The sequence below is a fragment of the Caulobacter sp. 602-1 genome, from assembly GCF_003931565.1.
In the GTDB taxonomy this organism is placed as follows: domain Bacteria; phylum Pseudomonadota; class Alphaproteobacteria; order Caulobacterales; family Caulobacteraceae; genus Caulobacter.
The window spans coordinates 219,615-237,987 of record NZ_RRYI01000002.1 but is presented as its reverse complement, the minus strand read 5'-3'; the positions used below and the strand labels follow the sequence as shown (position 1 = coordinate 237,987).

The following is an 18,373-nucleotide window of genomic DNA, read 5'->3' as shown; positions in this document are numbered from 1 at the left end:
GGGGGAAAAGACGGCGCTCAAGCGGCGACGCCGCGCCAATCGGCCGCACGCCGCGTTTAAAGACTCTTGATTGCAATGGGCGGATAGTTCCCGTGGGCGAACAAGGTTCGCGGATGGGAGACGGCGCTTGGGCTGGCTGGCCGACACTCTGGCGGATGAAAGACTGGACGAGGTGGGCGCCGACATTCGGCGGCTCGGCGTCTCGCGTCTCGTCTCCGGCTGTCTGGCCGCCTGGATCGTCGGCCTGGGCCTGGGAGCGGCGACCGCCGTGGCGTGGCTGGCCGGCTTCCTGGTCGCCGAGGGCTTGGCGACCCTGGCTTGCCGCAACTTCGGCCGAGGCCGTCCCGTGTCGCGCGGCGACCGCGCCGCCTTCGTCCTGGCCGCGATCCCCGTCAACGCCAGCTGGGCCGCACTGGCCGGCCTGCTCTGGCTGCAGGGCTCCGACAAGCTGAAGATCGCCGCCGTCGCCATCTGGTGCGGCCAACTGGTCTTCGCCCAGCAGTACCGTCACCAGCCGCTGGCCCTGCTGATCATCAGCGGACTGATGCCGGCGGCCTCACTGATCGTCTTCCCCTTCTTCTTCATGCCCGGCGCCGACATGGCCACCCAGTCGATGCGCTGGTCGTTGGTGCTGCTGATCGCCGTCACCCTGAATGTCGCCCTGCGCAACCGCGCCGCCGCCCGCCGCATGGATGCGTTGACCCGGGGCCTGCGCGAGGAGCGCGAGCGCGCCCTTGAGGCGGCCCGCGCCAAGTCGACCTTCATCGCCGTCACCAGCCACGAACTTCGCACGCCGATGAACGGCCTGTTGGGCATGGCCCATGCCCTGGAGCGCTCGCCCCTGAACCCGGCCCAGCGCGAACAGGTCGCCCTGATGCTCAAGTCGGGCGACAGCCTGATGCAGTTGCTCAACGACGTTCTGGACATGTCGCGGATCGAGACCGGCCGTGTCGAGCTGGCTCCCGAGGCGATCGATCCGCGCGCCATCGTCGCCGACGTGGTCGACGCCTGGCGCGACGCGGCGGTGTCCAAGAACCTGTCGCTGTTCGCCGATTTCAGCGCCGAGACGCCGGACTGGATCCTCGCCGACCCGCTGCGCATCCGACAGATCCTGACCAATCTCGTCTCCAACGCCGTCAAGTTCACGACCCAAGGCCACGTCCGGGTGGGCGTCGACGCCGAGCGCGCGAGCGACGCGTGGATGCTGCGCTTCACGGTCAGCGACACCGGACCCGGCGTGCCGGCGGCGGCCGCGGACCGGGTGTTCGACAGCTTCACCCAGGCGGATGAGACCATTTCGCGCCGGCACGGCGGCGCAGGGCTCGGCCTGACCATCTCGCGCGCCCTGGCCCGCCAGCTGGGCGGCGACCTGGAGCTGCGCCCGTCCCAGGTCGGCGCCTGCTTCGTGCTCAGCCTCCGCGTCGAGGAAGCCGAAGCGGCCGCGCCCGCGCCGGAACTCGAGACCCAAGACGACAAGACCCTCGATCAGATCCGGGTGCTGATGGCCGAGGACAACGCCGTCAATCAGCTGGTCGTGCGCGCCATACTGGAGCCGACGGGCGTCACCCTGACCATCGTCGAGAACGGCGAGGAGGCGTTGAAGGCCATGGCCTCGGGCCAATACGATTGCGTCCTGATGGACATCAACATGCCGGTGATGGACGGCATCACCGCGCTGGAGGCGATCCGCCAGGGCCGGACCGGCGATCCCGCCCTGCCCGTCATCGCCCTGACCGCCTCGGCCATGGCCGGCGACCGTGAGCGGTTCCTCGGCATGGGCTTTGACGACCACCTGGGCAAGCCGGTCAAGCCGATGGACCTGATCACCGCGATCGTCCGGGCGGTGAACCCGGAGCCGCCGGGCGAAGACCGGCAGGCGGCGTGAGCCTCAGCCCATGGTCTCCGCCAACGCCCGGGCTTCGTCCTCGAACGCGTTGACCGTATCGACCTTGCGCCAGGTGATCTCGCCGGTCTCGCGGGTCAGCTGGTTCTCCAGCACGGCCACGTCGGCGTCCGAGGCGTCGTTGACCCGGGCCGCCACCCGCGCGCGCAGAACCTCGGGCGGCGCCTCCAGCCAAACGCCCAGGAAACCGACGTCGCAGGTCTTGGCCAGGGCCTCGGCGCGAGCCCGCTCCTCGGCCTTCAGGAACACCGCGTCCAGCACCACCGAGCGACCGGCCTTCAGGCACAGCTCGGCGTCATGGAACAGCTGGTCGTAGACCTTCTGGCTCATCTCCGGCGTATAGGCCTCGCGCGGCAGGCGCTGCAGCGAGGGCACGCCCCACAGACGCTTGCGGATCTCGTCGGTGCGCAAAACGACCGCGCCCGGGGCCGAGCCGAGACCCGGGGCGCAGACACGCGAAAAGGTCGACTTGCCCGACCCCGACAGGCCGCCGGCCGCCACCAGGCTGACCGGCTTGGGGGCCAGGTGCTCGAGGGCGGTGTTGAGGTAAGCCCGCGCGGCCTCGTCGTCGCCGGTATAGGCCCAGACGTGGGTGCGTACGGCGGCGCGGACGCTCAGCATCAGCGGCAGGGCGGCCAGGCCCGTCCATAGCCCTTCGCCGAACGTACGGGCGGCCTCGTCCAGATAGGCGTTCAGCACCCGGCCGGCGGCGTCGCGGCGACGGCGGAAATCCAGGTCCATCAGCAGGAAGGCCAGGTCGTACTGCACGTCGATGTCCGACAGGGTGTCGTTGAATTCGATGCAGTCGAACAGGATGGGCTGGCCGTTCTCGATCAGGATGTTCCCGAGGTGAAGGTCGCCGTGGCAGTGGCGGGCGAAGCCGTCCTTGGCGCGGCCGTCCAGCAGCGGACCCAGGCGCTCCAGCGCGATGTCGGTCTCGTGAACCAGGCGCTCGACCGCTTGCTTGCCCAGCCGGGCGGACAGGCCGCGCAGCAGGTTGGCGTTGGAGCGGATCGTGTAGCCCAGGGCCGCGACGCCGCCGCCTTGCGGACGCAGCGACGAGCCGGCGTGGAAACGCGCCACGGTGCGGCCCAGCGAATCCTCCAGCGCGTCGTCGATCGCCCAGGGCTGGGTGGCCAGCACGCCGTTCTGGTCGAAGCGGCGCATCTCCAGCAGGTACTCGACGATCTCGCCCTCGCCGTCGATCTCCAGGCCGCCGTTTGGGGTGCGGTTCAGCCGGCGGACCTCGCGATAGATGTCCGGCGCGGCGGCGCGGTTGAAGGTCAGCTCGCGCTCCAGCGCCCAGCGGCGCAGTTCCAGGGTGGAGTAGTCCAGGAAGCCGAAGTCGACGGGGCGTTTGACCTTGAAGGCCGAACCGTCGATCAGGAACACCCGGGCGCACGAGGTCTCGATCGTGCTTTCCGCCCGCTCGCCAAACCAGGCGGCCACTTCCTGCTCGCGCGCGGCTTCCGCGTCCTTGATCACGCCCAGCGTCCCATCTCGTCGCGCCCGAAAATCGGCGCCGGGGCTGCATAGCCGAAACACGCGCCCGCGTCCTCTCGCGCGAGCCTTGCCGAGCTTCGATTTTCGCGGTTAGATTGCATCGAAGCCATTGAGTGCGAGTGTCATATGCTTGTCGGCGCGGGTCTGAAGCGGTCTGGACACAAGCGCGAGGAAATCCTCGCCTCGGCCAGATTCCTATTTCTGAAGGAAGGTTACGCCGACACCGGCATGGAGGTGGTCGCCCGCGCCGCCGGGGTCTCGACCGCCACCCTCTATGCCTATTTCCCCAGCAAGGCCGACCTGTTCAAGGCGATCGTGATGGAAACGGTCAGCGGGATCGGCGCCCCGGTCCGCGAGGCCGTCCGCATGAAGGGCGACGCCCGAACGCGCCTGACCGCCCTGGCCGTCGCCTACGCCACCTTCCTCTCGCGAGCCGACACCCGGGCCATGTTCCGGATGGTCACGGCCGAGCGCCGCCGCTTCGAGGACGTGGCCGAATACTTCCTGCAAAGCGCCCGCGACGAACTGGGCGGCGCGACGATCTCGGTGATCAACGACCTGGCCAAAACTGGCGAGATCAGGGTCGAGAAAGCCTCCTGGGCCGCTGGCCAGCTGATGGGCCTGCTGGACCACGTCACCCTGGTTCTGGGCATAACCGCCGGCGACGATGTCCTGCCCCGCCGCACGATCCAGGACATCGCCGACGACGCGGTAGAGACGTTCCTGGCGCGGTATGGGGCGAGGTGACCGGGAGCGGGCGCTGGCTTAAGGAAACAGCCGTTTCGTCGTCCAGCCCCTGTCCGCGCGATCGAACACCAGCCGCTCATGCAGGCGGAACGGACGGTCGCGCCAGAACTCGAGGGTGACGGGGATGATGCGATAGCCCGACCAGTGCGGCGGGCGCGGAACCCTGCCCAGGCCGAACTTCAGCCCCATCTCGGCGACCCGCTTTTCCAGGGCCAAGCGGTCGGGCAGCGGGCGCGACTGGTCGCTGGCCCAGGCGCCCAGCTGGCTGGGACGGGCGCGGCTGGCGAAATAGGCGTCGGCCTCGGCGTCGCTGACCGACTCGACCACGCCGCGAATCCGCACCTGGCGGCGCAGGGACTTCCAGTGGAACAGCAGGGCCGCCTTGGGCTGGCCGTTCAGCTCGCGCCCCTTGGCGCTCTGGGTGTTGGTGTAGAAGACGAAGCCGCGCGCATCGACGTCCTTCAGCAGCACCATGCGCGAGTCCGGCATGCCGTCGGCGTCGACGGTCGAGACGGTCATGGCGTTGGGATCGTTGAGCTCCTTCTTGCCCGCCTCCTCCAGCCACTCGGCGAACAGGGCGAACGGATCCTCTTCGGACAGCAGGGGCGGCGGAACCGCCTCGGTCACCTGGCGGACATAGTCGTCCTCGCTGGGCGAGGCGGGGATCAGGGTCGGGTCAGCGCTCATGGCCTTCGATATAGGACGACGCGCAAGCCAGGGCCACATCCGGACGATCCCTGGGGGACGATCCCCTTGGGGGAAGTCCTCTAAAGTCTTAACTTAACCCGCCGTTGACCATCCGGCGCCAGGGTCGGGCCATGACGACCCGTACGCCCGCCCTGACGCTTTCGGCCGCTCGCGCCCTGCTGGGTGTCGCGTCCAACGCCGACGAGCGCGAGCTGCGCACCGCCTATCGCGAGGCGGCCAAGCGAGCCCACCCCGACCGCCCGACCGGCGATGCGGCCCTGTTCCGCGACGTGCTGGCCGCCTATCGCCTGCTGCAGGATACGCCGGTCGCGCAGCACAACTTCCCGCCCGCGGTGCAAGCCGTCCCGCTGGCCGACCGCGTCTTTCTCGAGATCGACATCGCCACGGCCGTCGCCGGCGGCGCCGAGGAGCTGGCCATCGACGGTCGCCGCCTGCGGCTGAAACTGCCCGCCGGTCTGCGCGAGGGCGACAAGGTCCGGGTCGAGGGCGTGATGTTCGAGGTCAAGCTCCGCGCTCAGGACGGCGCCCTGGTGCGCGGCGACGATATCTGGCTGACCGGCAAGGTCGACCCCCGCGTGCTGGCCGAGGGCGGTCGCGTCGAAGCCGACACCCCGCTGGGCCCGCGCCCGGCCTGGATCTCGACCAAGGCCGCCGCCCGCGGCCTGGTCCGCCTGCCCGGCCAGGGCCTGCCCGCCCGCGCCAGCCACAAGGCCGGAGATCTGTTCCTGCGCCTGGAAGCCGCCGAAGCCTGCGGCGAAAGCCCGGCGCGCTCGCTGCTAAAGCGCTTCGCGGCGGCTTGGGCGGCCTAGGGCTTCACAGAAAATAATCGCGCACGATCTTTTTCATCGCCGAGCTCTTGCATTTATATCGCACACGATTAAATCGTTCACATCACTTCAAGCCAAGGAAGCTCCCATGACCACCCTCTACACCACCCGCGCCACCGTCGTCGGCGGCCGTGACGGCCACGCCCGCAGCGAAGACGGCCTGCTGGACGTCCAGCTGTCGATGCCCAAGGCCCTGGGCGGCAAGGAAACCGGCACGAACCCCGAGCAGCTGTTCGCCGCCGGCTACGCCGCCTGCTTCCAGAGCGCCATGGCTCATGTCGCGCGCACCCAGAAGATCGCGCTGACCGGCTCGACCGTGACCGGCCAGGTCGGCCTCGCCACGCAAGAGGTCGGTTTCAAGCTGGAAGTCGCGCTGGAGGTCGAAACCCAGGGCCTGAGCCAAGCCGACGCCGAGGCGCTGGTTGTGACCGCCCACCAAGTCTGCCCCTATTCGAACGCCACGCGCGGCAATGTCGACGTGGCCATCACCGTGAAGGCGGCCTAAAGCCGTAATGTCATGAGCCAGAAGAAGTCCGCACCGTCCGATGCTCCGATCGAGGTCCTGCGCCTCGACAACCAGCTGTGCTTCGCCCTCTATGGCGCGGCCAACCGGATGACGCGGCTCTACCGGCCCATGCTGGACGCCCTGGGGCTGACCTATCCGCAGTATCTGGCCATGCTGGTGCTGTGGGAGGCCAGTCCCCGGACCGTCGGGGCCCTGGGCGACGCCCTGGATCTGGATTCCAGCACCCTGACCCCGCTGCTCAAGCGCCTGGAAGCCGGCGGTCTTGTCGAGCGCGCCCGGGATCCGGAGGACGAGCGGCGGGTCATCGTGGCGCTGACCGACAAGGGCCGCGCCCTGCGCGATCAGGCGGTCTCCATCCCCGAAAAGCTGTTCTGCGCGCTCGACATGCCGCTGGAGACGATGGGCGCGCTGCGCGATCAGCTGAAAACCGTCGCGAAGTAGCGGCCTTAAACCTGAGTACGCGGCGGCTGGGCCGCTTGACCTTAAACCTGAGAACGTGGCGGCTGCGCCGCCTGGCGAGCCCGGATGGCGGCGTGATCGGCGTCGCTGGTCTGGCGCAGGGCCCGCAGGTCCTCGCTGATCCGGAAGATGGCGACATAGAACTCGCAGAAGGCGCGCCACAGCAGCACCAGCGCGCCGGCGACCAGCAGGCCGGCGACCAGCACCGGGAAGGCGAGCAACAGCGAGCCGACGCCCGGTTCCTTCAGCGCCAGGCCCACGGCGGCGCCCACGACCGAAAAGCCGAACAGGGCCACGACCCCGAGGCCAGCCCAATAGATGAAGTGAATCACCGGCCCGGTGACCAGACGATCGAACGTCAGTAAGTCCCAGAGCAGCGAGTTGGACCCACGCTTAGTCTTATTGGCCGGAGGCATACGGAACCCCAAATCGGCGGAAAACGCCCCTTTGTGAAGGCATCGCTATCAGTGACGAGCCCGCTCGGCAATGCCGAGCGGGCTCGCGATGGTTTCAGCGGTGCGGCGTGACGCTTTACTGCGGCTTGGCGCCCGCGACCGTGGCGTCGATCTGGGCCTTGGTGGCCGTGGTCGAGACACTGCCGTCCGCGCCCGCGCTCAGGCTGTTGGCCGGCAGGGCGAACTTCACACCGCCATTGGTGACGATGACGTTGGTCGAGCCGTCGGCGCCGGTGCTGGTGCCGGTGATCTGACCGACCGAGACGCCGCCGGCGTCCTTCACGGCCGAACCGACCTTGAAGCTGGCGACACTGGCAGAAGTCGGCGCGCCCGCGGCGTCGGCGGACGGGGTAGTGGTCTGAGTCGTGGTCGAAGCCGACGGCGTGGTCGTGGTGGTCGTGCTCTGAGTCGGCGTCGTGGTGGTCGTGGACTGAGTCGGCGCCGGCATGGTGGTCGAGGCCGGCGGCATGGCGCCGGTGGTCGGCGCGGCCGGGGTCGTGGTGGTGGTCGTGCTCTGGGCGAAAGCGGCGCCGGCGAACGTCAGGGTCGCGGCGGCGGCGAGCAGGGCGATCTTGTTGGTCATGGTCACTCTCCGTCGAAAGGGGCCCCTCCCTTGCCGGAAACAACGTGACCTTGCGGACACGGTTCCGTCGGCGAGTCGACGCGACGTTCTACCGGGGCGAGTTCCCGTCGCCATGAGGGGCCGCGACCAGGGCCCCGATATAGGCTTCCATCAGCCGCACCAGCTCGTCCTCCAGCCGCGCGTGGTCCAGCGCCAGCTCGGTCTCGGCGGTCGCCGCGCGCAACAGGCCGACCACCGCGTGGGTCAGGACGAAGCCCGCCTCGGGCGACAACGGGAAGCCGAAGGCGGCCTTGCCGGCGATCGTGTCGAAGAACGTCAGATGGTGACGCATGACCACGTCGTCGCCGCCCGCCAGGGTCAGGGCGTCCAGCAGCGCGCGGCGGGTGGCGGGCGAGCCCTCGAAGGCCGTGGCCAGGGTGCGGACGATCAGGCGCACCGCCCCCAGTTCAGGTCCCGCGATGACGATCTCGGCGATGCGGTCGCGGGCGGCGGCGGCGCGGCGCTGAGCCAGGGCCGCCAGGATCGCCTGCTTGCCGGCGAAATACTGGTAGAGCGTGCCGACGCTGACTCCGGCCCGCTCGGCGATGTGGTTGGTGGTCAGGGCTTCGACGCCATCGGCCTCGAGAAGTTGAAAGGCCGCTTCCAGAATCGCGTCCACCGTCGCTTCGGAGCGCGACTGGCGCGGCGTTCGCCTCGTCTTTTCAGTCACTTGTGGCTTGGCCTCCAAGATGCGGGCAAGGCGAGTAGCGTCGGGGTTCTGTGGGCCTAACCTAGCGCCGAACAGTTGGATCCGTCTCGGTTCCGCTACGCCAGGAGTTCCCATGAACGCCGCCCTCGAAAAGGTCCGGGCCAAGGTTGCGTCGCAGAAGACCGCCCTGCCCGCGCTCTATGGCGAGGTCGATTTCGACGCCACGCCGGAGCGCTTCACCGACGATCCGAAAGCCAGCGTCGCGCCGCGCCTCCGTAAACTCGATCCGGACAAGGTCGCCCTGATCAAGGCCTACACCCTGCTGGGCGATGTGGTGGCCGACGCCTATGCCGCCCTGATGCCCAGATATGGCTTCCGCCCGCTGATCCAGATGCTGACCAAGGCCTGCGACGAAGGCGTCGCGGCCGTGCCGGACGCGCCGCCGGAACTGGCCGCCTTCATCGCCGACATGGAGGCCACGCCCGCATGGGTCGATATGGACCTGGTGCGCGAGGGCCAGCGGCTGGACCGCAACGCCGCCGCCAATCTGGGTCCGTTCGCGATCCGCGGCGCGTTCATCGCCACCTTTATGAACAAGTACGCCGCCCTGCCGATGGCCCTGACGGGAACTCTGTCCAACGACACGGCCGCCCGCCGGGTCAACGAAACGGCGACCTTCTTCACCACCACCCTGCTGCCGGGCTCGCTGGAGCGCCACGGGGCCGGCTTCAAGGCCGCCGCCATGGTGCGGCTGATGCACTCGATGGTGCGGTTCAACGCCCTCAAGCGCTCGGACCAATGGGACGTCGGCGTCTACGGGATCCCGATCCCGCAGGTCGACCAGATGCCCGCCGGCCTGATCCCGATCTTCCTGATGAGCTACAAGATCGTCGCCCAGGGCCGGAAGACCTTCAGCGCCGAGGAGCGCGCCCGGGTCGAACTGGCCCGCTACCGCTGCTTCCTGCTGGGCCTGCCCGAGGACCTGCTGGCCGACACCCCGCAGGGCGTGGTCGACACCATGAACGCCCGCAGCGGCACCCTGCGCGCCGGCTTCGACGACGCCACCTGCGGCGAACTGGTCCGCGCCACCCTGAACGCCTACCTGCCGCCGGACGAGAGCCCCGAGAACCGCCTGTTCGACAAGGTCGAGCGCCGGTTCTCCAAGGTGTTCTTCCTGCGCAACTTCATGAACGGCGACGTGGCCGCCGCCAGGCGGATGGGCGTCGAGATCGGCCCGCGCGACTTCATGATGTTCGGCGTCGTGGCGCTGATGGTGACCAGCCAGCTGCTGGCCTACCGCCTGGCGCGCAACGTCCCCGGCGTCTCGGACCTGGCCGACGCACGCCTGGTGGCCAAACTGAAGAAGCAGCTCAAGCGCTACGGCCACGCCGAGTTCACGAGTGACGCCGAGAAGTACCGGCCGACCGGCGCGAAACCCGTAGCGGCCTAGGACGTCATCGCCGCGCCAGCCACCAGCGGCCAAGCGGCCGAAGCAGGGGGCGCACCCAGGCCGGAGTGGCGGCGCGCAGCCGGGTCGCCAGCGCAAGCCGGGGATCGGGCGAAGCGGGTTCGGACGGCCCGACGGCGCGCGAGGGGACCAGTCGCAGCAGGGCCGCCTCGCTGGTCGCGCACAGGCAAATATTGGCGTCCGAGGTGATCCGGGCCAGGGCGGCGTTCAGGTCCGCGCCGGCCTGGGCGCTCTCCGGGAAAAAGCCGTTGATCGGTCCGAAGAACTCGACGGCGGGAAAGCCGGCGTGGGCCAGGATCTCCAGCAGCTGGGCGCGGCTGTAGGGGCGCTCCAGGGTCTGGGTGTCGAGCATGACCCGCATGTAGTCGTCACGGATCGGGCCCTGGCGGTTGTCGCTCTCGATGATCAGCACCACGCCCTCGGGCGCGAGGCCGCGGCGGATGTTCTCCAGCGCCGCGATCGGATCGACGAAGTGGTGCAGGCACGATTCCAGGATCGCCGCGTCGAACGAACCGGCCAGCCGTTCCGGCAGCGCCTGGCGCTCCAGGTCGACGGTCTCAAACATCGCCTCCAGATCCGCCGCCGGGATGTCGAGGCAGGGATCGGCGGCCAGGCGCTTGCGCGCCAGGGCGACGAACTCGGGCGAGATGTCCACGCCCACGGTTCGATAGCCCAGCCGGGTCAGCCAGTGCGACACCCATCCAGGCCCGCAGGCGACGTCCAGGATCCGGGCCCCGCGCGGCAGGCGCAGCAGGTGGATCGTGTTGCTGAAGTGGTTCAGGTAGCTGACGATCTCGGCGAGGCTGCCGGCCGGATCCTCGGGCGTGATCGCCGCCAGCGGCTTGGTGGCCGCGAACATTTCGATCTGCTCGCGCGAATAGCGCTGGAAGAAGACCTCCAGATAGCGGCGCGCGCCCTCGGCCCAGTCGAGGTCGGGCAACTCGGCGTTGATGTCCGCCAGGACGGCGTCCTTGGTCCGCATGAATCCCCCGCTGCGTTCGCGGGGGAGGTTAGCCGGAGCCGGAGCGCCTAGACCATCCCCACCGTCTTCAGGCGGGCGCGGGGGTGGATCTCGTTCTGGCTCATTACCACGGTCTGGCCGCGGAAGCGTTCGATGATCGAGCGGACATAGGGGCGGACGCCCGGGCTGGTCAGCAGCACGGCGTGTTCGCCAGCCAGGGCCGCGCGCTCGAAAGCGTCGCGGACGCCGCGGATGAAGTCCTGCAGGCGCGAGGGCGGCAGGGCCAGTTGCTTGTCGTCGCCGGGACCGATCAGGGCTTCGGCGAAGGCCTGCTCCCAGTCGGCCGAGAGGGTGATGATCGGCAGGGCGCCGTCGTCGCCGCGATTGGCCCAGCACAGCTGGCGCGACAGGCGGGCGCGCACCTGCTCGACCAGCAGGGTGACCGAGGCGGTGTGCGGCGCGGCCTCGCCGATGCCTTCCAGGATCTGCGGCAGGTCGCGGATCGAGACGCGCTCCCGCAGCAGCGATTGCAGCACGCGCTGCACCGTGGCGGCGGTGGCCGTGCCTGGGATCAAGTCGTCGACCAGCTTCTTCTGCGACTCGGGCAGCTCCTTCAGGAGCTTCTGCACCTCGGCGTAGGACAGCAGGTCGGCCATGTTCTCCTTGAGGATCTCGGTCAGGTGCGTGGTCAGCACCGTGGCCGGGTCGACGACCGTGTAGCCGCGGAAGGTGGCTTCCTCGCGCAGGTCGTCGGCGATCCAGGTGGCCGGCAGGCCGAAGGCGGGCTCGCGCACGTGTTCGCCGGGCAGCTCGACCTGGCCGCCGCGCGGGTCCATGGCCATCAGGGAGCCCAGGCGCACTTCGCCGGCGCCGGCTTCCATTTCCTTGATGCGGATGGCGTAGCCCTGGTTGGCCAGGCGCATGTTGTCGAGGATCCGGACGGGCGGCATGACGAAGCCAAACTCGCCGGCCAGGGTCTTGCGCAGGGCGCGGATCTGGTCGGTCAGCTTGCGGCCGTCCAGGTCGTTGATCAGGGTCAGCAGGCCGTAGCCCAGCTCGATCTTGACGTCGTCGATGGCCAGCGAGGCGCTGATCGGCTCCTCTTCCGCCTCGGCCGGGGCGGAGGCGGCTTCGAGCAGGGATGGATCGATGGGCTTGGGCTTCTTGGCGTCCTGGATGCGCTTGTAGGCCAGGGCCCCGGCGCCCAGCGACAGCACCGCGAACGGGATGATCGGCATGCCCGGGATCAGGGCGATGATGCCGGCCGAGGCGGAGACCATGCCCAGACCCGCCGGGTTCATGGCCAGCTGGGTCGTCAGGGCCTTGTCGGCCGAACCTTCGACGCCGGCCTTCGAAACGACCATGCCCGCGGCGATCGAGATGATCAGGGCCGGGATCTGGCTGACCAGACCGTCGCCGATGGTCATGATGGTGTAGGTCGAGGCGGCCTGGCCGATCGGCAGCTTGTGCTGCACGACGCCGATGATGATGCCGCCGACGACATTGATGCCGGTGATGATCAGGCCGGCGATCGCGTCGCCCTTCACGAACTTGCTGGCGCCGTCCATGGCGCCGAAGAACGTGCTTTCCTGTTCCAGCTCCTTGCGGCGCAGCTTGGCGCCTTCCTGGTCGATCAGGCCGGTCGACAGGTCGGCGTCGATCGCCATCTGCTTGCCGGGCATGGAGTCCAGGGTGAAGCGGGCGGCGACTTCGGCGATCCGGCCCGAACCCTTGGTGACGACCATGAAGTTCACCACCACCAGGATGATGAAGACGATCACCCCGATGACGAAGTTGCCCTGCATCATCAGGTGACCGAAGGCCTCGATGACCGCGCCGGCTCCGCCCGTGCCCTCCTGGCCGTGGCCGAGGATCAGGCGGGTCGAGGCGACGTTCAGGCCCAGGCGATACAGCGTCGAAACCAGCAGGACGGTCGGGAACGAGGTGAATTCCAGCGGCCGCTTGATCAGGATCGCGGTCATCAGGATCAGCACGGATCCGGTCACCGAGATGGCCAGCAGCATGTCCAGCAAGACCGGCGGAACCGGCAGGATGAGCAGGACGATGATGCCCACGACGCCCAGGGCCAGGCCCATTTCACCGCGCAGAAAACCGTCCAGCAGCGAGCGCGCGCTGGGGACGGATCGGGCGGTCGGGGCGGCGGCGTCGGCCATGCTGAACCTTGAACCGTTGATGGGTAAGCTAGACCAGCGCTTGAAGCGATTTGCGGTCCGCCGCCATCTCCTTAACGAGAATTAGCCATGTTCGGCGCCGGACGGATGGTCGCGGCGCAGAGCCATGGAGTCGCACCTAGGCTGCGGCGCCCACGCCCCCTTGCGGCGGCGGCACCGGAACGCCGGCGTCGCTGTATTCCTTCAGCTTGTTGCGCAGCGTGCGGATCGAGATGCCCAGGATGTTGGCGGCGTGCGTGCGGTTGCCCAGGCAATGCTCCAGCGTGTCGATGATCAGCTTCTGCTCGACCTCGGCGACGGTCGAGCCGACGAAGGTGCGCGAGACGGCGTCGGCGGCCATCTGGGCGCCGCGGGCGACGGCGACATCCGGCGCGGGGGCCAGTTGCTGACCGTCCGGCAGGCGGATGGCGAACTCCTCGATCTCCGGACCGGTCGACAGCAGCACCGCGCGGTGCATGGCGTTTTCCAGCTCGCGGACGTTGCCCGGCCAGCGGTGGGCGATCAGCCGACGGCGGGCTTCGGCCGAGATCGGCTTTTCCGCCACGCCGTTGGCGGCCGAGTACTTCTTCACGAAGAACTCGCACAGGCTGATCACGTCGCCCGGGCGCTCGCGCAGCGGCGGCAGGCGCAGGTTCACGACGTTCAGGCGGTAGAGCAGGTCTTCGCGGAAGACGCCGTCCTTCACGGACTGAGCCAGGTCGCGGTTGCTGGTGGCCAGGATGCGGATGTTGACCTTGACCGGCTTGGAGCCGCCGACGCGGTCGATCTCGCGCTCCTGGATGGCGCGCAGCAGCTTGGCCTGCAGGCGCACGTCCATTTCCGAGATTTCGTCCAGCAGCAGGGTGCCGCCGTCGGCTTCCTCGAACTTGCCGATGCGGCGGGCCATGGCGCCGGTGAAGGCGCCCTTCTCGTGGCCGAACAGCTCGCTCTCCAGCAGGTTCTCGGGGATGGCGGCGCAGTTGACGGAGATGAACGGCGCCTTGGCCCGGCGCGACTTGGAGTGGACGTAGCGAGCCATCACCTCCTTACCCGAACCGCTTTCGCCGGTGATCAGGATCGAGGCGTCGGAGGGGGCGACCTGGTCGGCCAGCTTGATGACCGACTCCATGGCCGGGTCGCGGACGACCATCGGCTTTTCATCGTCGGTGACGGCGGCCAGGACGGCGGCGATCAGCTCCGCGTCCGGCGGCAGCGGGATGAACTCCTTGGCGCCGGCCTTGATGGCCGCGGCCGCGCGCATCGGGTCGGCGTCGACGCCGCAGGCCACCACCGGCACCCGCATCCGCTCGGCCTCGTTGGCCGCGATCAGGCCGGCGATATCCAGCGAGTACTCGACCATCAGCAGGTCGGCGCCCTGCCCGGCCCGCAGCGCGTTGGTCGCCTGCTCCGTCGTTTCGACGTGCGAGACCTTCGCGCCCGCGTTCATCGCCATCTTCACGGCGACCGAGAGCTGCCCGTTCAGTTTTCCGACGACCAGAAGCCGCATTTTCCACTCTCCCTCACGGACGGCGGGGCGTTAGCCCTGGTCGCCGTCCTTGATGATTTCCGTCATGGTCACGCCCAGGCGTTCGTCGACGACGACGACCTCGCCCCGGGCGACCAAGCGGTTGTTGACATAGATGTCGATCGCCTCGCCGACCTTGCGGTCCAGCTCCAGGATCGAACCCTGGTTCAGTTGCAGCAGCTGCGCCACGGACATGTGCGCGCGTCCCAGCACGGCCGAGATGTTGACCGGCACGTCGAAGACCGGCGCCAGGTCCGACGCGGTCTTGTCGCTGAGCTCGACCGGCATTTCGGAGGCCAGCATCGAGCCTCCGAATTCGTCGAGCGTGAGATTGTCTTCGGCCATCTTGGATCAGCCTTTTCAGGAGAACAGGGGTTCGGCGTGGAGACCTTCGGCGGCGATGGCCGCTTCCAGCGCTTCGGCGACGCGCTGGGCGGCGCCGTCTGGATCGAAGGCGGCGCGGCCTTCCCCCCAGTCGAAAGTGAAGGCCGCCGGGGCCATGGCGCCGTCGGCGCGGGCGACGATCTGGCCCTGGAAGCCGATCTGGGTCGCCACGTGCTCCAGCGCCTGCTGGGTGCGCTCCTCGAGCTCTGGCGACACCCGCACGAAGATACGCGGCTGGGCCTCGACCTCGCGGGCCAGGGCTTCGAGGGCCGCCGAGACCGGAGCCTCGGGGAAATGGTGCAGGGCCGCGTCGGCGATCTTGCGGGCGCAGGCCAGGGCCAGCATGGCCGAGCCTTCGCGGTGCTCGTGGGCCACCTGGTTCAGCGACCCGAACGCCTCGCGGATGGCGTGGGCCACCTCGTTCAGGGCGTGGGCCGCCTCCTGCTCGGCGCGAGCCACGGCCGAGCGCTCGCCGTCCTGATAGGCCTGGGCCTTGGCCGCCTCGACCTCCTCGGGCGTGAAGCTCTTCTTCACCTTCGGCGGGGTGTAGGCGACGCCGCCGCGGTCGTCGAAGACCGTGTCGAAGGCGAATTTGCGGTGAGGGGTGTCGTTCATGCCATCCGCCTCAGTAGATCAGCTCGTCGTCGCCGCCGGAGCCGGCCAGCATGATCTCGCCCTTGGCGGCCAGGTCCTTGGCGACCTGCACCATGCCCACCTGGGCGGCGTCGACGTCCTTCAGGCGCACCGGGCCCATGCTTTCCATGTCCTCGCGCATGATCTTGGCGGCGCGCTCCGACATGTTGGAGAAGAACATGTCGCGCAGCTTGTCCGAGGCGCCCTTGAGGGCCAGGGCCAGCTGTTCCTTCGGCGTGCCGCGCAGCAGGGTCTGGATGCCCCCCGGGTCCAGCTTCGACAGGTCCTCGAACACGAACATCAGGGCCCGGATGCGCTCGGCCGCCTCGCGGTTGCGCTCCTCCAGGGCCGCGATGAAGCGGGCTTCGGTCTGGCGATCGAAATTGTTGAAGATCTCGGCCATCATCTCGTGGCTGTCGCGCTTGGACGTGCGCGCCAGGTTCGACATGAATTCGGTGCGCAGGGTCATCTCGATCTTGTCGAGGATCTCGCGCTGCACCGGCTCCATCCGCAGCATGCGGGTGACGCATTCCAGGGCGAAGTCTTCCGGCAGGCAGGCCAGCACGCGCGCGGCGTGATCGCTCTTCACCTTCGACAGCACCACCGCGACGGTCTGCGGGTATTCGTTCTTCAGATAGTTGGCGAGAACGGCTTCGTTCACGTTGCCCAGCTTGTCCCACATGGTTCGACCCGCCGGACCGCGGATCTCTTCCATCAGGGCGTCGACCTTCTCCTGGGGCATGAACGAGGCCAGCAGGCGCTGGGTCTGCTCGTACGACCCCATGATCGCGCCGGTCGAGCTCATGCCCGAGACGAACTCGACCAGCAGCTCTTCGACCACGCTGGCCGAGACCGTGCCGAGGCCGGCCATGGCCTGGGAGACTTCCTTGATCTCCTCGTCGTCGAGGGCTTCCCAGATCCTGGTGTGATCTTCGCCGAGGGCGAGCAGAACGATCGCGGCCTTTTCGGGCCCCGAGAGGTTCTTGATATCGTTGACGGCGACTTTCATAGCCATCAGTTCGACTCGTGCAGCCAGTTACGGAGGATCGCGACGGACTCTTCCGGATGCTTCTCGACGAACTCTGACACGCGCTTGATAGACGAGGCCTTAACCTGCCCCTCGATCTTGGCGATGTCGATGCGCGAGTCGATGTCGGAGACCGGGCCGGCGATGGCGATGGGCTCGCCAGCCTGGTCGATGACCACCTGCTGCTGGGTGCCGTCCGACAGGGTGACCAGACGGGTCACCGGCGCGCCGCCCGGACCGGCCAGGGCCATCGGGCCCGGCGCCGGCGTCGACAGGTTGTTGATGAACGGACGGACCGCGAACAGCAGGATCAGCAGGGCCACGACGCCCAGGACGCCCAGTTCGGCGAAGCGCATGATGTCGTTCTTGTCGAAGCCGGCCAGCAGACCCTGCTTCTCCAGACCCTGGTCCTCGGGCTGCGGGAACTTGATGTTGGTGACCTTCACCTGGTCGCCGCGCTGAGCGTCGAAGCCCACGGCGGTCTTCACCAGTTCCTCGATCTGGGCGATCTCCTGAGCGGTGCGCGGCGTATAGGCGCCCGGCTTGCCGTCCTTGCCCGGAGGGGCGGAGACGCCGTCGATGGCCACGGCCACGGAGACCTTGCGGATCGTCCCCGGCTCGCGGACGGTCGTAGTGACCGACTTGGAGATCTCGTAGTTGGTGACGCTCTCGTTGGCGTTCGAGCGCGAGCCCAGTTGCTGGAAGCCATTGGCCCCGCCCTGGCCCGGCACGTTCGAGGTCGCGGTGACGCCCGAGGTGTCGTCGTTCTTGGTCTCGCTGTTGCCTTGCTCGTTGGTGCTTTCCGAGCGGACGACCTGGCCATCCGGGTCGAACTTCTCTTCCTGGGTGGTCACGCGGTTCAGGTCGAGGTCGGCGGTGACGTTGACGCGGGCCTTGCCCGGGCCGAGCACGCCTTCGATCATGTCCTTGACGGTCTTGGCGATGCGGGCCTCGGCCTCGGTGCGACGATCCTCGGCTTCCTTGCCGGCCAGGCTGTCGTCGCTGGGGGCCGACAGGGTCTTGCCATGCTGATCGATGACCGCGACCTTTTCGGCCTTCATGTTCGGGACCGAGGACGACACCAGGTTCTGGATGGCGCGGACCATTTCCGACGAGGGCTCGCGAGCGCCGACGCCGATGGTGACGGCCGCCGAGGGCTGCTCGGCGTCTTCCTCGAAAAGCTGGCGCTTGGGCAGCACCAGATGGACGCGGACGCTGTTGACGCCCTGCATGGCCTTGATCGTGCGTTCCAGCTCGCCCTGCAGGGCCCGCTGACGGTTCAGCTGCTGGACGAAGTCGGTCTGTCCCAGCGCGTTGTTGCCGTCGAAGATTTCGTAGCCGATGGAGCCGGAGCTCACGAGGCCCTTGCCGGCGACCATCAGGCGGGCGCTGGCGACCTTGTCGCGCGCCACCATGATCGTCGAGCCGTCGCCCTTGGTCTGGTACTTGATGCCGGCCTGGTCCAGCGCCTGGGTGACCTGCGAGGCTTCCTTCAGGTCCAGGTTCGAATACAGCAGCTCATTGGGCTCCTTGCCCATGAACATGACGAGGGCCACCAGGACCGCGACGACGCCGGCGCCAACGCCGAGCATCGCGGCCAGACGGCCGACGCCAAACTGCTTGATCGAGCCCAGAAAGCTTTCCACGAAGCCTCACCCTTGATCCCACGCCCCTCCGCGAGGAGGAACCGGCGGGCGAACGAGAACCGCCCATCGGTAGGCAGGATTTACCCAGTACAAGGTAAACGAGGCGTTTATATCTTGGCCCGGAAGGCGGCCTGGGCGGCGCCAAAACGTCGCGGCCGC

18 protein-coding genes are annotated in these 18,373 nt (G+C 68.4%); 6 read left to right on the top strand and 12 right to left on the bottom strand.

Translation table 11 applies throughout. The annotated features are described in order from the left end of the window. The first annotated feature begins 127 nt into the window (after positions 1 to 127). Entirely contained in the window at positions 128 to 1,885 is a 1,758-nt protein-coding gene (locus tag EIK80_RS05935; RefSeq protein WP_125156062.1) for an ATP-binding protein, read from the top strand. 3 nt (positions 1,886 to 1,888) lie between these two features. On the opposite strand, the gene EIK80_RS05930 is transcribed toward EIK80_RS05935, so the two are convergent. Further along, on the bottom strand, positions 1,889 to 3,388 hold the full coding sequence (locus EIK80_RS05930) for a bifunctional aminoglycoside phosphotransferase/ATP-binding protein (protein ID WP_125156061.1): 1,500 nt from the start codon (positions 3,386 to 3,388) through the stop codon (positions 1,889 to 1,891). Between the two features lie 144 nt (positions 3,389 to 3,532). On the opposite strand from EIK80_RS05930, the gene EIK80_RS05925 reads away from it, so the two are divergent. Further along, complete coding sequence (locus EIK80_RS05925) at positions 3,533 to 4,153, top strand: TetR/AcrR family transcriptional regulator (protein ID WP_125156060.1); 621 nt, start codon at positions 3,533 to 3,535, stop codon at positions 4,151 to 4,153. An 18-nt stretch (positions 4,154 to 4,171) separates the two neighbouring features. Here EIK80_RS05925 and pdxH read toward each other — a convergent pair whose 3' ends face one another. After that, on the bottom strand, positions 4,172 to 4,840 hold the full coding sequence (gene pdxH / locus EIK80_RS05920; protein WP_125156059.1) for a pyridoxamine 5'-phosphate oxidase: 669 nt from the start codon (positions 4,838 to 4,840) through the stop codon (positions 4,172 to 4,174). Positions 4,841 to 4,971: 131 nt separating this feature from the next. Here pdxH and EIK80_RS05915 point away from each other — a divergent pair, with 131 nt between their 5' ends. From EIK80_RS05915 to EIK80_RS05905, 3 genes are all read left to right on the top strand, one after another. Beyond that, positions 4,972 to 5,670: a DnaJ domain-containing protein gene (locus EIK80_RS05915; RefSeq protein ID WP_125156058.1), complete on the top strand. Its 699-nt coding sequence runs from the start codon at positions 4,972 to 4,974 to the stop codon at positions 5,668 to 5,670. 106 nt (positions 5,671 to 5,776) lie between these two features. Beyond that, entirely contained in the window at positions 5,777 to 6,193 is a 417-nt protein-coding gene (locus tag EIK80_RS05910) for an organic hydroperoxide resistance protein (RefSeq protein ID WP_125156057.1), read from the top strand. Between the two features lie 12 nt (positions 6,194 to 6,205). Further along, on the top strand, positions 6,206 to 6,655 hold the full coding sequence (locus EIK80_RS05905) for a MarR family winged helix-turn-helix transcriptional regulator (RefSeq protein WP_125156056.1): 450 nt from the start codon (positions 6,206 to 6,208) through the stop codon (positions 6,653 to 6,655). 41 nt (positions 6,656 to 6,696) lie between these two features. Here the strand turns inward: EIK80_RS05905 and EIK80_RS05900 are convergent, their stop codons facing one another. The 3 genes from EIK80_RS05900 to EIK80_RS05890 all read right to left on the bottom strand — a co-directional run bounded on the left by EIK80_RS05900 (position 6,697) and on the right by EIK80_RS05890 (position 8,420). Beyond that, entirely contained in the window at positions 6,697 to 7,101 is a 405-nt protein-coding gene (locus tag EIK80_RS05900; RefSeq protein ID WP_199743396.1) for a DUF4282 domain-containing protein, read from the bottom strand. 103 nt (positions 7,102 to 7,204) lie between these two features. Further along, on the bottom strand, positions 7,205 to 7,711 hold the full coding sequence (locus EIK80_RS05895; RefSeq protein ID WP_125156054.1) for a hypothetical protein: 507 nt from the start codon (positions 7,709 to 7,711) through the stop codon (positions 7,205 to 7,207). Positions 7,712 to 7,799: 88 nt separating this feature from the next. After that, on the bottom strand, positions 7,800 to 8,420 hold the full coding sequence (locus tag EIK80_RS05890; RefSeq protein ID WP_125156053.1) for a TetR/AcrR family transcriptional regulator: 621 nt from the start codon (positions 8,418 to 8,420) through the stop codon (positions 7,800 to 7,802). Between the two features lie 112 nt (positions 8,421 to 8,532). On the opposite strand from EIK80_RS05890, the gene EIK80_RS05885 reads away from it, so the two are divergent. Then, the gene (locus EIK80_RS05885; RefSeq protein ID WP_125156052.1) at positions 8,533 to 9,849 is read left to right on the top strand and encodes an oxygenase MpaB family protein; all 1,317 of its coding nucleotides are present in this window, start codon (positions 8,533 to 8,535) and stop codon (positions 9,847 to 9,849) included. Between the two features lie 4 nt (positions 9,850 to 9,853). Here the strand turns inward: EIK80_RS05885 and EIK80_RS05880 are convergent, their stop codons facing one another. From EIK80_RS05880 to fliF, 7 genes are all read right to left on the bottom strand, one after another. Further along, a complete protein-coding gene (locus EIK80_RS05880) occupies positions 9,854 to 10,849 on the bottom strand; it encodes a class I SAM-dependent methyltransferase (RefSeq protein WP_125156051.1) in 996 nt (331 codons plus the stop codon). Between the two features lie 47 nt (positions 10,850 to 10,896). Next, positions 10,897 to 13,002: a flagellar biosynthesis protein FlhA gene (flhA, locus tag EIK80_RS05875; protein WP_125156050.1), complete on the bottom strand. Its 2,106-nt coding sequence runs from the start codon at positions 13,000 to 13,002 to the stop codon at positions 10,897 to 10,899. A gap of 136 nt (positions 13,003 to 13,138) precedes the next feature. Then, the gene (gene flbD, locus EIK80_RS05870) at positions 13,139 to 14,506 is read right to left on the bottom strand and encodes a sigma-54-dependent transcriptional regulator FlbD (RefSeq protein WP_125156049.1); all 1,368 of its coding nucleotides are present in this window, start codon (positions 14,504 to 14,506) and stop codon (positions 13,139 to 13,141) included. A gap of 30 nt (positions 14,507 to 14,536) precedes the next feature. Continuing rightward, positions 14,537 to 14,869 (bottom strand): flagellar motor switch protein FliN, encoded by a 333-nt coding sequence (fliN, locus tag EIK80_RS05865; protein ID WP_125156048.1) that lies wholly within the window; start codon positions 14,867 to 14,869, stop codon positions 14,537 to 14,539. Positions 14,870 to 14,884: 15 nt separating this feature from the next. After that, positions 14,885 to 15,523, bottom strand: a complete 639-nt coding sequence (locus EIK80_RS05860; protein WP_125156047.1) for a flagellar assembly protein FliH — start codon at positions 15,521 to 15,523, stop codon at positions 14,885 to 14,887. A gap of 10 nt (positions 15,524 to 15,533) precedes the next feature. After that, the gene (fliG, locus tag EIK80_RS05855; RefSeq protein ID WP_125156046.1) at positions 15,534 to 16,556 is read right to left on the bottom strand and encodes a flagellar motor switch protein FliG; all 1,023 of its coding nucleotides are present in this window, start codon (positions 16,554 to 16,556) and stop codon (positions 15,534 to 15,536) included. Continuing rightward, positions 16,556 to 18,214 carry a flagellar basal-body MS-ring/collar protein FliF gene (gene fliF / locus EIK80_RS05850; protein WP_125156045.1) on the bottom strand — a complete coding sequence of 553 codons (1,659 nt, stop codon included), beginning with the start codon at positions 18,212 to 18,214 and terminating at the stop codon, positions 16,556 to 16,558. Before fliF ends, fliG begins: the two co-directional genes overlap by 1 nt. Positions 18,215 to 18,373 lie beyond the last annotated feature (159 nt).